Origin of the sequence: Barrientosiimonas endolithica (genome assembly GCF_030296655.1) — a bacterium.
Classification (GTDB): domain Bacteria; phylum Actinomycetota; class Actinomycetes; order Actinomycetales; family Dermatophilaceae; genus Barrientosiimonas; species Barrientosiimonas humi.
In genome coordinates this window covers 1,861,501-1,874,252 of sequence record NZ_AP027735.1, presented here as the reverse complement: position 1 = coordinate 1,874,252, position 12,752 = coordinate 1,861,501, and the positions used below count along the sequence as shown (strand labels likewise).

11 protein-coding genes and 2 pseudogenes are annotated in these 12,752 nt (G+C 71.9%); 10 read left to right on the top strand and 3 right to left on the bottom strand.

Going from position 1 to position 12,752, the window contains the following annotated elements:
• The first annotated feature begins 10 nt into the window (after positions 1 to 10).
• The 4 genes and pseudogenes from QUE40_RS09465 (at position 11) to QUE40_RS09450 (ending at position 3,412) form a co-directional block, all read left to right on the top strand.
• Positions 11 to 409, top strand: a complete 399-nt coding sequence (locus tag QUE40_RS09465) for a glycosyltransferase (protein WP_433996987.1) — start codon at positions 11 to 13, stop codon at positions 407 to 409.
• A 6-nt stretch (positions 410 to 415) separates the two neighbouring features.
• Entirely contained in the window at positions 416 to 2,164 is a 1,749-nt protein-coding gene (pyrG, locus tag QUE40_RS09460) for a CTP synthase (RefSeq protein WP_289230800.1), read from the top strand.
• A gap of 14 nt (positions 2,165 to 2,178) precedes the next feature.
• Positions 2,179 to 2,831: pseudogene (locus QUE40_RS09455) on the top strand (NUDIX domain-containing protein).
• Complete coding sequence (locus QUE40_RS09450; RefSeq protein WP_289230799.1) at positions 2,828 to 3,412, top strand: chloramphenicol phosphotransferase CPT family protein; 585 nt, start codon at positions 2,828 to 2,830, stop codon at positions 3,410 to 3,412. Before QUE40_RS09455 ends, QUE40_RS09450 begins: the two are co-directional and overlap by 4 nt.
• Positions 3,413 to 3,416: 4 nt before the next feature.
• On the opposite strand, the pseudogene arfB reads toward QUE40_RS09450, so the two are convergent.
• Positions 3,417 to 3,841, bottom strand: a pseudogene (gene arfB / locus QUE40_RS09445) (alternative ribosome rescue aminoacyl-tRNA hydrolase ArfB).
• A 77-nt stretch (positions 3,842 to 3,918) separates the two neighbouring features.
• Between arfB and QUE40_RS09440 the strand changes: the two are divergent.
• Positions 3,919 to 5,322: a sugar porter family MFS transporter gene (locus QUE40_RS09440; protein ID WP_289230798.1), complete on the top strand. Its 1,404-nt coding sequence runs from the start codon at positions 3,919 to 3,921 to the stop codon at positions 5,320 to 5,322.
• Between the two features lie 90 nt (positions 5,323 to 5,412).
• On the opposite strand, the gene argG is transcribed toward QUE40_RS09440, so the two are convergent.
• On the bottom strand, positions 5,413 to 6,831 hold the full coding sequence (gene argG / locus QUE40_RS09435; RefSeq protein WP_142005423.1) for an argininosuccinate synthase: 1,419 nt from the start codon (positions 6,829 to 6,831) through the stop codon (positions 5,413 to 5,415).
• Positions 6,832 to 6,886: 55 nt separating this feature from the next.
• Here argG and QUE40_RS09430 point away from each other — a divergent pair, with 55 nt between their 5' ends.
• From QUE40_RS09430 to QUE40_RS09410, 5 genes are all read left to right on the top strand, one after another.
• On the top strand, positions 6,887 to 7,267 hold the full coding sequence (locus QUE40_RS09430) for a YchJ family protein (protein ID WP_289230797.1): 381 nt from the start codon (positions 6,887 to 6,889) through the stop codon (positions 7,265 to 7,267).
• A gap of 313 nt (positions 7,268 to 7,580) precedes the next feature.
• Complete coding sequence (aspS, locus tag QUE40_RS09425) at positions 7,581 to 9,491, top strand: aspartate--tRNA ligase (protein ID WP_289230796.1); 1,911 nt, start codon at positions 7,581 to 7,583, stop codon at positions 9,489 to 9,491.
• Between the two features lie 19 nt (positions 9,492 to 9,510).
• Positions 9,511 to 10,092 carry an HAD family hydrolase gene (locus QUE40_RS09420; RefSeq protein ID WP_289230795.1) on the top strand — a complete coding sequence of 194 codons (582 nt, stop codon included), beginning with the start codon at positions 9,511 to 9,513 and terminating at the stop codon, positions 10,090 to 10,092.
• Between the two features lie 177 nt (positions 10,093 to 10,269).
• Positions 10,270 to 11,313 (top strand): DUF222 domain-containing protein, encoded by a 1,044-nt coding sequence (locus QUE40_RS09415; protein ID WP_289230794.1) that lies wholly within the window; start codon positions 10,270 to 10,272, stop codon positions 11,311 to 11,313.
• Between the two features lie 2 nt (positions 11,314 to 11,315).
• Positions 11,316 to 11,732, top strand: a complete 417-nt coding sequence (locus QUE40_RS09410; RefSeq protein ID WP_433996986.1) for an HNH endonuclease signature motif containing protein — start codon at positions 11,316 to 11,318, stop codon at positions 11,730 to 11,732.
• 119 nt (positions 11,733 to 11,851) lie between these two features.
• Here the strand turns inward: QUE40_RS09410 and QUE40_RS09405 are convergent, their stop codons facing one another.
• Positions 11,852 to 12,652, bottom strand: a complete 801-nt coding sequence (locus QUE40_RS09405; protein WP_289230793.1) for a GNAT family N-acetyltransferase — start codon at positions 12,650 to 12,652, stop codon at positions 11,852 to 11,854.
• Positions 12,653 to 12,752: the final 100 nt, after the last annotated feature.

Here is a 12,752-nt window from a genome sequence, read left to right as displayed (position 1 = left end):
GCAGGAGCGGGTGGGTGCGGAGGGGCTGCCTGTGGTGCTGCTGGGCCGGCGTGACGACGTGCCCGACCTGCTGGCCGCCGCGGACCTCGCCGTGTCGGCCGCGCGGTGGGAGGGGCAGCCGGTGTGGCTGCAGGAGGCGCTGCAGGCGGGCCTGCCCGTCGTCGCGACCGATGCCGGCGGCACGGCCCAGGTGCTCGGCGGCGCCGGTCTGCTGGTGCCGCCGGGCGACGCGACGGCGCTCGCGGCGGCGATCACCCGCGTGTGCGGCGACGACGAGCTGCGCAGATCCCTTGCCGCACAAGCGGTTTCGCGCGCCGAACGACTTCCCGACCGGGATGCGGCGGTGGCGGCGGCCGTCGAGGTCTACGAGAGTCTCGTCCGAGGCACGGCCCGCGATGACGTACACTGAGAGTCCGTGGTGGAGCACACGAAGCACATCTTTGTGACCGGAGGCGTGGCCTCTTCGCTCGGCAAGGGGCTCACCGCCTCGAGCCTCGGACATCTCCTGCGAGCGCGCGGTCTGCGCGTGACGATGCAGAAGCTGGACCCTTATCTGAACGTCGATCCTGGGACGATGAACCCGTTCCAGCACGGCGAGGTGTTCGTCACCGACGACGGCGCCGAGACCGACCTCGACATCGGTCACTACGAGCGCTTCCTCGACGTCGACCTGCGCGGCAGCGCGAACGTGACGACGGGGCAGATCTACTCCAGCGTGATCGCCAAGGAGCGGCGCGGCGAGTACCTCGGTGACACGGTGCAGGTGATCCCGCACATCACCAACGAGATCAAGGCGCGCATGCGGGCCGAGGCGGAGATCGAGGACCCGCCGGACATCATCATCACCGAGATCGGCGGCACCGTCGGCGACATCGAGAGCCTGCCGTTCCTGGAGTCGGCCCGGCAGGTGCGCCAGGACCTCGGCCGCGACAACGTCTTCTTCCTGCACGTCTCGCTCGTGCCCTACATCGCGCCGAGCGGTGAGCTGAAGACCAAGCCGACGCAGCACTCGGTGGCGGCGCTGCGCCAGGTCGGCATCCAGCCCGACGGGCTCGTGCTGCGCGCCGACCGCGAGATCCCCGAGGACATCAAGCGCAAGATCTCGCGGATGTGCGACGTCGACGAGGAGGGCTGCGCCGCGGCGGTCGACGCCCCGAGCATCTACGACATCCCCAAGGTGCTGCACCGTGAGCGGCTCGACGCCTACGTCGTGCGCCGGCTCGGGCTGCCCTTCCGCGACGTCGACTGGGACGACTGGAACGACCTGCTCGGCCGGGTGCACCGCCCCGAGCACGAGGTCGAGGTCGCGCTGGTCGGCAAGTACATCGACCTGCCCGACGCCTACCTGTCGGTCACCGAGGCGCTGCGTGCCGGCGGCTTCCACCACGACGCGAAGACCAGGATCCGGTGGGTCAAGAGCGACGACTGCCGGACGCCCGCGGGCGCGGCCAAGGCGCTCGGCGGGGTCGACGCCGTGCTCGTGCCCGGCGGCTTCGGCGTGCGCGGCATCGAGGGCAAGCTCGGCGCGCTGCGCTGGGCGCGCGAGCAGCAGGTGCCGACGCTCGGCATCTGCCTCGGGCTGCAGTGCATGGTGATCGAGTTCGCGCGCGACGTCGCCGGCATCGAGGGCGCCTCGTCGACCGAGTTCGACCCCGACACCCCCGCTCCGGTGGTCGCGACGATGGAGGAGCAGAAGGCGTACGTCGAGGGCGCGGGTGACCTCGGCGGCACCATGCGGCTGGGCGCGCAGCCGGCCGACCTGCTGGCCGGGTCGGTCGCGGCCGAGGCCTACGGGTCGACGTCGGTGACCGAGCGGCACCGCCACCGCTACGAGGTGAACGGCGGGTTCGTCGACCAGCTCGAGCAGGCCGGCCTCGTGGTCTCCGGGCGGCACCCGGAGCTGGGGCTCGTGGAGTTCGTCGAGCTCCCGCGTGACGTGCACCCCTACTACGTCTCCACGCAGGCGCACCCGGAGTTCAAGAGCCGGCCCGACCGGGCCCACCCGCTGTTCGCGGGGCTGATCGGTGCCGCGCTCGACGCGCAGCGCTCCACGCGGCTGGTCGAGGTCGAGCGGCCCAAGCCGGCGTCCGACGGTGAGGGTGACGGCGCGGCTGCGGACGGCTCGGCTGCGGAGCAGCAGGCCGAGTTCGTGTCGCCGTCGTGAGCGGGGCGGACCAGGTGAGCGGGCCGCGGGGCGAGACGCCAGGCGAGGGTCCGCTGGCCGACGTGATCGACCCGCGCCCGGTGCGCTCGCACGAGCTGGTGCACGAGGGGATCGTGTGGTCGCTCGTGCGCGACGAGGTCGACCTCGGTGAATCCGGTGTGGTGACAAGGAGTTCGTCGACCACCCGGGGGCCGTCGGCTGCGTGGCGCTCGACGACAGGGAGCGGGTGCTGCTGATCCAGCAGTACCGCCACCCGGTCGGCATGCGCGACTGGGAGCTGCCCGCGGGGTTGCTCGACGTCGAGGGCGAGCAGCCGTGGTTCGCGGCCGCGCGCGAGCTCGCCGAGGAGGCGGACTTCGCGGCCGACGAGTGGCACGTCCTCGCCGACTGGATGAACAGCCCCGGTGGCTCCAGCGAGAACTGGCGCTGCTTCCTCGCGCGGGGTCTGCGGGCGCTGCCCGACGCGCACGCGCGCGAGCACGAGGAGGCCGACATCGTCGTGCGCTGGGTGCCCCTCGACGAGGCGGTCGAGGCGGTGCTGACCGGCCGGCTGCACAACGCGTGCACGGTGGCCGGGGTGCTGGCGGCGTACGCCGCACGCGCCCGCGGGTGGCAGACGCTGCGGCCGCACGACGCGCCCTGGCCGGAGCATCCGGCGTTCCGGTGACTCCGGCGTACGTGCCGGACCGGGCCGGGCGGCTGGTGCTGCTCAACGGCCCGTCGAGCGTCGGAAAGTCCTCTGTCGCAAGGGCGTTCGCGGACGCTCAGCCGACGCCGTGGGTCGTCTTCCCGGTCGACCTGCTGCACGCGCAGCGGTCCAGGCCCGACCTGACGGCGCCACGCGACGACATGGACGAGGAGTCGTGGCAGCGCCTCTTCCGGCGCACTCGCGCCGGGTATCACCGCGCTCTCGCCGGCCTGCTCGAGGCCGGGCTGGACGTCGTGGGGGACCACGTGCTCAGCGAGCCGTGGCGCATCGCCGACCTGGTGGAGGTGCTGGCGGACGCGGACGTGCTGCTGGTGCACCTGACGGCAGAGCCGGAGATCCTGGCCGCCCGGGAGCGTGAGCGCGGCGACCGTGAACCGGGCGTGGCGCTGGCGCAGCGGGACCTCGTCTATGCCCACGGCGAGCACGATCTGGAGGTCGACACGACACGGCGCAGCCCCGAGCAGGTCGCCGCCGAGATCGCCCGGCTGCTGGCGGCGCCGCCCGCGAGCCGGGCGTTCGACCGGTTGCGCCGAGGCTGAGCCTTCACTCCGCCGGGCGGCTGCGGTTGCGCTTCACCTCGCCGCGCCGCTTCTTCGCGGCGATCCGCCGCTCCTTCGATCCCCGGGTGGCCTTGGTCGGTCGGCGCCTCGGGGAGGTGGAGCCGCGGCCTCGCGCAGCAGCTGGGCCAGCCGTTCGCGGGCCGCGCGCCGGTTGGCGAGCTGGCCGCGGTGCTCGCTGGCGGCGATCGTGAGCTCGCCGTCGACCAACCGGTTGCCCAGCCTGGCGAGCATCCGCGAGCGCAGCGGGTCGGGGATCGAGGGGGAGCGCCTCAGGTCGAGGGTCAGCTCGGCCCGTGAGTCGGCCGTGTTGACCCCCTGCCCGCCCGGCCCGGAGCTGCGGGAGAAGCGCTCGCGCAGCTCGACCGCCGGTATCACCAGCTGGTCGGTCACGACGAGGTCCTCAGCCACGCGTGCAGCCTAGATCCCTTGCAGAGCCGGCGTTTTCGTACGCTGGGAGGCTCGACATTCTCGGCACGGAGGACGGCATGGTGAGCGGGACGCGTCGGGGGCGTGGAGACCAGGAGTCTCCCGGATACGAGGACAACCCCAGGCGGCGCGGGATCGGGCTGGCGACGGCAGTCGCTGCGCTCGGTGGGTTCCTCTTCGGGTACGACACCGGGGTCATCGGCGGTGCCCTGATCTATCTCAAGGACGACTTCGGGCTCGACGACAACGGGCAGCAGTTCGTGGTCGGGATCCTGCTGGTCGGCGCGCTGCTCGGTGCGCTCGCCGGCGGGGCGGTCGCCGACCGGCTCGGCCGGCGCACCACCTTGCTGATCGCCTCGGCGGTGTTCGCGATCGGCGGGGTGCTCTCCGGCATCGCTCCCGGCACCGGGACGCTGGTCGTCGCGCGGTTCGTCCTCGGCGTCACGATCGGCATCTCGTCGGTGTGCGTCCCGCTCTACATCGCCGAGCTCGCGCCGAAGGAGCGGCGCGGCGGCCTGGTGTCGATGAACCAGTTCATGATCACGGTCGGCATCTTCACGTCGTACCTGGTCGGGTTCGCGTTCTCCCCCATCGAGGGCTGGCGGTGGATGCTCGCGCTCGCCGCGGTGCCGGCCGTCGCCATGTTCGTGGGCATGCTCGGGGCCCAGGAGTCGCCGCGCTGGCTCATCAACCAGGGGCGCCCGCAGGAAGCGCGCGAGGTGCTGCTCGGCAGCCGGTCGGTCGAGGAGGCCGAGCGGGAGGTCTACGAGATCCAGGAGGCGGCCAAGGAGGAGTCGCGCTGGGGCTGGGCCGACCTGTGGCGGCCGCGGCTACGGCCGGCGCTGATGCTCGGCGTCGGTGTCGCCGCGGTCAACCAGCTGGCCGGTGTCAACGCGGTGATCTACTACGCGCCGACGATCCTGCAGGAGATCTTCGGCAGCTCCGGCGCGATCTTGTCGACCGTCGGGATCGGGCTGGTCAACATGCTCGTCACGTTCGTCGCGCTGCGCCGGATCGACAGCTGGGGGCGACGTCCGTTGCTGCTCGGCGGCACCGCTGCGGTGCTCAGCGCCCTTGTGGCCCTGACCGTGCTCTACCTGCTGCCGAGCCGCGACGGGATCGTGGGCTATCTGGTGGTCGTGGCGCTGTGCGTCTACATCGCCGCGTTCGCCGCGAGCCTCGGTGTCGCGATCTGGCTGGTCAACTCCGAGGTCTATCCCACGCCCATCCGCGGCAAGGCCGCCTCGCTCGGCTCGGCCACGCACTGGGGCCTCGACATGGTCATCGCCTTCACCGTGCTGACGCTGATCTCGGCGATCGGGGAGTCCGGCCTGTTCGCGCTGTACGCCGTGCTCACCCTGCTGGGGCTGGTGTTCCTCTGGCGACGCATGCCCGAGACGAAGGGCCGCAGCCTCGAGGAGATCGACGCGGACCTGCAGGCGTCGGCGGGGCGCACGCGCTGACGCCGGTCTCCGACCGGCACAACGCCACCGACAGACCTCGGTGGGGCGGTTCTTCGACCGTTGTGCCGGTCCGTCGTGCGGCTCCGAGGCTCAGTCGGCGCCGAACTCCATCGCGGCGTCGTCGAGCGCGTCGTCCTCGTCGCCGTCGACCGCGGGGTTGGCCGCGATGCGCTGGGCGCCACCGGGCTCGAGCTCGCCGAGCACCGAGGTGTCGCGCTGCGCGAGGCTGCCCTGACCGGCGTACAGCTCGAGCTTGGCGCGCGTGTCGGCGATGTCGAGGTTGCGCATCGTGAGCTGGCCGATGCGGTCGGTCGGGCCGAACGCGGCGTTGTCGGTGCGCTCCATCGACAGCTTGTCGGGGTGGTAGGAGAACGTCTCGCCGCGGGTGTCGACGATCGTGTAGTCCTCGCCGCGGCGCAGGCGCAGCGTGACCTCGCCGGTCACGGCCGAGGCGACCCAGCGCAGCAGACCCTCGCGCAGCATGAGCGACTGCGGGTCGAACCAGCGGCCCTCGTAGAGCAGGCGGCCGAGCCGGCGTCCGTCGTTGTGGTAGGCCGCGATGGTGTCCTCGTTGTGCACGGCGGCGACGAGCCGCTCGTACGCCGTGAACAGCAGGGCCATGCCCGGCGCCTCGTAGATGCCGCGCGACTTGGCCTCGATGATGCGGTTCTCGATCTGGTCGCTCATGCCGAGCCCGTGGCGGCCGCCGATGGCGTTGGCCTCGTGCATCAGCGCGACGACGTCGTCGAAGGTCTCGCCGTTGATCGTGGTGGGGCGGCCGCGCTCGAAGCGGATCGTGACGTCCTCGGGGCGGATCTCGACCGACTCGTCCCAGAACTTCACGCCCATGATCGGGTCGACGGTCTCCAGCGAGGTGTCGAGGTGCTCGAGCGTCTTGGCCTCGTGGGTGGCGCCGAGGATGTTGGCGTCGGTGCTGTACGCCTTCTCGGCCGAGTCGCGGTAGGGCAGCCCGTGCTCGACGAGCCACTCCGACATCTCCTGGCGGCCGCCGAGCTCGGTCACGAACGTCGCGTCGAGCCACGGCTTGTAGATGCGCAGCGCGGGGTTGGCCAGCAGGCCGTAGCGGTAGAACCGCTCGATGTCGTTGCCCTTGAAGGTCGAGCCGTCGCCCCAGATGGAGACGTCGTCGTCGGCCATCGCGCGCACGAGCAGGGTGCCGGTGACCGCGCGGCCCAAGGGAGTGGTGTTGAAGTACGTCCGTCCGCCGGAGCGGATGTGGAAGGCGCCGCAGGCGATGGCGGCCAGGCCCTCCTCGACCAGCTGCGGCTTGCAGTCGACCAGGCGCGACAGCTCCGCGCCGTACTGCCCCGCGCGGCCGGGGATCGACTCGATGTCGTCCTCGTCGTACTGGCCGAGGTCGGCGGTGTAGGTGCACGGGACGGCGCCCTTGTCGCGCATCCACGCCACCGCGACGCTCGTGTCGAGGCCGCCGGAGAACGCGATGCCGACTCGTTCGCCGGCGGGGAGGGACGTCAATACCTTGGACACGCGGCCAGGGTAGTTGCGGGCGGCGCGCGGCCGCGCGGGTGGCTACGTTGTGGACGTGAGCGATCCCGTGCCCGACCCCTGCCCGTGCGGCTCCGGCAAGACCTTCGCCGAGTGCTGCGGCCCGCTGCTGAGCACCGAGCGGCTGGCCGAGACCGCCGAGGAGCTGATGCGCTCGCGCTACGCGGCGTACGTCTACGGCAACCGGGAGCACCTGTGGCGGACGTGGCACCCGAAGACTCGCCCGGTCGACGTGGTGATCGACCCGAGCGTGCGGTGGATCTCGTTGCAGATCAACGACGTTCGTGACGGCGGGGCCGATGATGGTGCGGGTGTCGTGGAGTTCACGGCGACGCACGACAGCGGCACCATGCACGAGCGCAGCCGGTTCGAGCGACGCGCGGGCCGGTGGTTCTACCTCGACGATCAGGGCGACTGAGCCGAGCTCGGATTCGGGTTCGCGCCGGGGCCGGATATGGGTTCGCGCCGGGGCGGTCGGCGGCCTACCCTGGAGGTGCAGCTGGTGGCGGCGTGACGACCCGCCCGGCTCACCCGACCACGGTCGGTGGTGAGGCAGCCGGGTGCCGCGCGTCCGGCGTACCGACGAGAGGCCGAGGATCCCTCGGCGAAGGTGTGGTGGCACCGCGATCTGGCCCCCGCCCACACCTCCAGGGCTGCCGTCCTGCACAAGGGGCGCCCTGAGCTTCCAGCGGTGTCCTCTTGGCAGAACCTGATCCGAGAGGACGACGCACATGATGCGAACGCACGACGCCGGCAGCCTGCGTGCCGGTGACGCCGGGACGACCGTGACCCTGGCGGGCTGGGTGGCCCGGCGCCGCGACCACGGGGGCGTGGCCTTCCTCGACCTGCGCGACGCCAGCGGCGTGGTGCAGGTGGTGGCCCGCGACGAGGTGCTGACCGGTGCCGCGCACGGGCTGCGCAACGAGTACTGCATCCAGGTCACCGGGACCGTCCGGCCGCGCGAGGCCAAGGACGTCAACTCCGAGCTGCCCACCGGCGAGATCGACGTCGTCGCCGAGAACATCGACGTGCTCAGCGAGTCCGCGCCGCTGCCGTTCCAGATCGACGAGCGGGTGACGGTCGGCGAGGAGGCTCGCCTGAAGTACCGCTACCTCGACCTGCGCCGGCCCGAGCCGGGCGCAGCGATCCGGATGCGCAGCAAGGTCAACGCGGCCGCGCGCAGCGTGCTCGCCGAGCGCGACTTCGTGGAGATCGAGACGCCGACGCTGACCCGCTCCACGCCGGAGGGCGCCCGCGACTTCCTGGTGCCGGCGCGGCTGTCGCCGGGCAGCTGGTACGCCCTGCCGCAGAGCCCGCAGCTGTTCAAGCAGCTGCTCATGGTGGCGGGGATGGAGCGCTACTACCAGATCGCGCGGTGCTACCGCGACGAGGACTTCCGCGCCGACCGGCAGCCGGAGTTCACCCAGCTCGACATCGAGATGTCCTTCGTCGACCAGGAGGACGTCATCGAGCTGGGCGAGGCGATCGCCAAGGCGCTGTGGCAGGTGATCGGTGTCGAGATCGAGACGCCGTTCCCGCGGATGACCTACGCCGAGGCGATGGCGCGCTACGGCACCGACAAGCCCGACCTGCGCTTCGGCAACGAATTGACCGAGTGCACAGAGCTTTTCGCCGACACGACGTTCCGGGTGTTCCAGGCGCCGTACGTCGGTGCGGTGGTCATGCCCGGCGGCGCGAGCCAGCCGCGGCGGCAGCTGGACGCGTGGCAGGAGTGGGCCAAGCAGCGCGGAGCCAAGGGGCTGGCGTACGTCCTGCTCACGGAGGAGGGCGAGCTCACCGGTCCCGTCGCGAAGAACCTGTCCGACGCCGAAAAGGCTGCGCTGCCAGCGCATGTCGGCGCCAAGCCGGGTGACTGCATCTTCTTCGCCGCCGGTGACGCGAAGTCGTCGCGGGCGCTGCTGGGCGCCGCGCGGCTGGAGATCGGCCGGCGCGTCGGGCTGATCGACGAGGACGCCTGGTCGTTCCTGTGGGTGCTCGACGCGCCGCTGTTCGAGCCGGCTGCCGACGCGGTCGCCTCGGGTGACGTGGCCGTCGGGTCGGGCAAGTGGACCGCGGTGCACCACGCGTTCACCATGCCGAAGGCCGAGTTCCTCGACACGTTCGACCAGGAGCCGGGCGAGGCGCTGGCCTACGCCTACGACATGGTCTGCAACGGCAACGAGATCGGCGGTGGCTCGATCCGTATTCACCGTAAGGACATTCAGGAGCGAGTGTTCGCGGTGATGGGCCTGTCGGAGGAGGAGGCGCAGGAGAAGTTCGGCTTCCTGCTCGACGCGTTCGCGTTCGGCGCGCCGCCGCACGGCGGCATCGCGTTCGGCTGGGACCGCATCTGCGCGCTGCTCGCCGGCACCGACTCGATCCGTGAGGTCATCGCGTTCCCGAAGTCGGGTGGTGGCTACGACCCGCTGACCGCCGCACCGGCTCCGATCACGGCGCAGCAGCGCAAGGAGGCTGGGGTCGACGCGAAGCCGGAGCCGAAGGGCGACGCGGGGAAGGCGGGTTCGGGCGCGGGCTCGGGCGCGGCTTCGGGTGCGGCCTCGGCCGGCGGCTCGGACGCAGGGGCGGGCGCGACCGACGGAGTTGCGCCGGAGTCGAACAGCGTTGGCACGCAAGGGAACTGACGTTCCGCTCGCCCGGTCCGTGCTGTGGGACGCCGACGGCGTCCTGCAGCACGCCCGGGTCGGGTGGTTCGAGCGGCTCACGGCGATCGGGGGAGAGGGGTTCGCCGACGCGGTGTTCGAGGCTGAGCTTGCGCCGCTTCGCGGGGAGCGGCCGTTCCGCGACGCTGTGGCCGAGGTGCTTCAGGGCAGGACGCTGAGCGTCGACGCCGACGACGTGCTGTCGCTGTGGGACGACATCGACGTCGACGGTGCGGCGTTCGAGCTGATTGCGCAGGTGCGCGCCGCGGGGACTCCGTGCTACCTGGCCACCAACCAGCAGGACCACCGCGTGCGGTTCATGCGCGAGACCCTGGGTTACGACGAGCATTTCGACGGGGTGTTCTACTCCAGCGAGCTGGGGGCGATGAAGCCTACGCCGGCATACTTCGAGATCGTGCTCGACAAGCTCGGGATCGACGCTGCCGCAACGGTTTTCATCGACGACTCCGCGGCGAACATCGAGACCGCGAGCACGCTCGGCATCCGCGCCTTCCGCCACGACCCCGCAGCTGGGGTGGCCGGCCTGCGCCGCATCCTGGGCGAGGCAGGCGTACGCACGTAGGCCGGCTCAAGCCGGTCGAGCAGGGCCCCATGGTGGTCGAGTAGCCCGCGAGGAACGAGCGGGCGTATCGAGACCCTCGCACACGGTGGTCGAGTAGGCCAGCTCTGAAGGTGGTCGAGTAGCCCGCGAGGGACGAGCGGGCGTATCGAGACCCTGGTCCCGCGAGATTTCGTTGGTTTGACGCGGGTTCGGGGTGCTTGTCGGTGGCCGGGTCTACTGTTCCTGGTATCGAACATCAGTGCGATTCACCAGGGGGTGAAGGCCATGACCGCGACCACGGTGGAACCGGCGACCGGGGGTGTTGTCCCGGAGCGTTTGACGGTGGCGGCGGCGTTGGCGCAGCTGCACGCGACGTTGGACGCCCTGGGTGATCAGCCGGACGCGACGGTGGTCGCCGAGGCGGACGCGGTCGGGCGGGCGGTCTCGGAGGTGGAGCGTCTGTCCCGGCGGGTGGCCTCGTTGCGGTTGCGGTTGGTGGCGTGCGCGAACCGGTCTCAGGTCGCGCGCCGGTCGGGGTACTCCACCACGGGTGCCTGGCTGGCGCAGCAGACCAACAGCACTGGCGGCGCGGCGACCCGGGAGGCCGACCTGGCTGAGACGTTGGAGTCGGTGCTGCCGGCGACGGGGCAGGCGCTGGCCGAGGGGGCGGTGTCGCCGGAGCACGCGGCAGTGATCGCGTGGGCGATCAAGCAGCTGCCCGAAGGTTTGACCGCGGAGCAGGTGGCGCGGGTCGAGGCGTCACTGGTGGGTGAGGCGGCCCGGATGAGCCCGGCCCGGTTGCGGGGTGCGGCTCGGCGGGCGCTGGCCGTGGTCGAGCCCGATCAGCAGGCGGTCGATGAGCACGAGGACCAGGTCCTGCGCGGGGAGGAAACCTCGGCGTTGGGCCGGTGCCGGTTGAGCATGCATGACAACAGGGACGGCACGGTGTCCGGGTCGTTCGTGCTGCCCCGCCTGGCCGGGGACATCCTGCGCAAGGCCGTGCAACAGCTGGCCGCACCCCGCCGCGGCAACACCACCGGCACCGGCGCGGCCTCGGCCACCGGTGCCCCGGCCAGCGGCACGGCCTCGGCCGGCGGCGCGGCCGGGCCCGACGCCGCAGGGCGACGGGACTCGTGGGTGGGGTGGACTGGCCGCACCGGTACGGCCTGGCGTTGGTGGAACTGTTGGAGCATCTGCCGACCGATCGGTTGCCCGGCAAGGTCGCCGCGACCGTGGTGGTGACGATGACCCGGGAGCAGCTGGTGGCGGATCTGGCCGCGGCGCATCTGGACACCGGGCACGACATCTCCGCGGGGGACGCGCGCCGGTTGGCGTGCAACGCCGGGATCGTGCCGGTGGTGCTGGGCGGGGCGTCGCAACCGTTGGACCTGGGCCGGGCGAAACGGTTCTTCAGCGAGGCGCAACGCACCGCGCTGGCTACGAAGTACGACCAGTGCGCGGTGCAGGGGTGTGACAGCCCGTTCGCCTGGACCGAGCTGCACCACGAGCAACCCTGGTCCCAGGGCGGGGCCACCGACCTGGACCACGCGGTCCCGTTGTGCGGGCGAGACCACCGCGACATCCACAAACCCGGCACCCGAGCCACCATCACCACCGGCCCCGACGGCCGCAAGACCATCCAGATCCACCGACGCGAGTAGGGGATAGCGAGATGGTGACGACGGTGAGCGCTGCGGTGCCGGCTCGGGTTCAGGTGCGCCCTCGCACCCTGGCGGGTGGCCCCTGCCCGATTGCCGGCAGCGAGCGCGGAGGCCACTGGTCAGCGCGGCGTGATGGCGCGGCTCGCGAACTCGTGGGCCACGCGGTAGCCGAGGCTGCTGTAGAGGCTGCGGGCCGTGCCGTTGTCGGCGTACATCCCGAGCGTCGCCACGCCGTCCGCCTCGATGCAGCCGCGGGTCAGCGCGGCGGTGACGGCGCGGCCGAGGCCCCGGCCTCGGTGGGCCGGGTCGACGACGATGCCGGTCAGCACTCCGTGGCCGGTCCGAGAGCGGTGCAGCGCCGCCGCGGCGATGACGCGGGACGGGTCCAGCTCGTCGCGGATGCCGGCCCACAGCTCGGTGCGTCCCGTGCCCGGCTCCGACTCGGCGGTCGGGTTGCCGATCGCGTTGAGCGCCGTGATGGCCTGGGCGTCGGCGGTGTCGTCGAGCGGGACCACCAGGTCCTCGCCGGGGGTCCGTGGCGGCGCGACCGTGCTCCACCACCAGTCCCAGTTGCCGCCGTCACCGACGACGAAGTGCTCGTGCAGCGTGGGTTCGCGGTGTCGTTCGACCGAGATGCCTGCGAGGTCGCCCCACGGACGCGTGCGGGCGATCCACGCCAGCAGCTCGGCGGCGTCGGCATCGTCGGGGCCGAGCACGGTGCCGCGGGGCCCGCGTCGCCGCGGGGAGTGCGGCATGGTGCGCAGGGCGTAGGCGCTGCCCCAGCGGTAGCCCGTGTCACCGGAGGCCAGCGCCCCGTCGTAGAGCACGTACGGGTCGTGCTGGCTGGCTTTCTCGAGCGCCCGCTGGGTGGTGATCGGCTCCGGCGCGACTTCCACCGGTTCGACGTCGACGTGCTGCACGAGGCAGATCACAGCACGCGGGAGTCGCCGGGACGTCCGTGGGGTGCCCGTGCCGCAGGCACGCGGGAGTCGCCGGGACGTCCGTGGGGTGCCCGTGCCG

Excerpts from the sequence above, each read along its gene's own strand:
- aspS (WP_289230796.1), top strand. The coding sequence starts at position 7,581 with ATGATGCGAACGCACGACGCCGGCAGCCTGCGTGCCGGTGACGCCGGG.
- QUE40_RS09410 (WP_433996986.1), top strand. The coding sequence starts at position 11,316 with ATGACCCGGGAGCAGCTGGTGGCGGATCTGGCCGCGGCGCATCTGGAC.
- QUE40_RS09440 (WP_289230798.1), top strand. The coding sequence starts at position 3,919 with ATGGTGAGCGGGACGCGTCGGGGGCGTGGAGACCAGGAGTCTCCCGGA.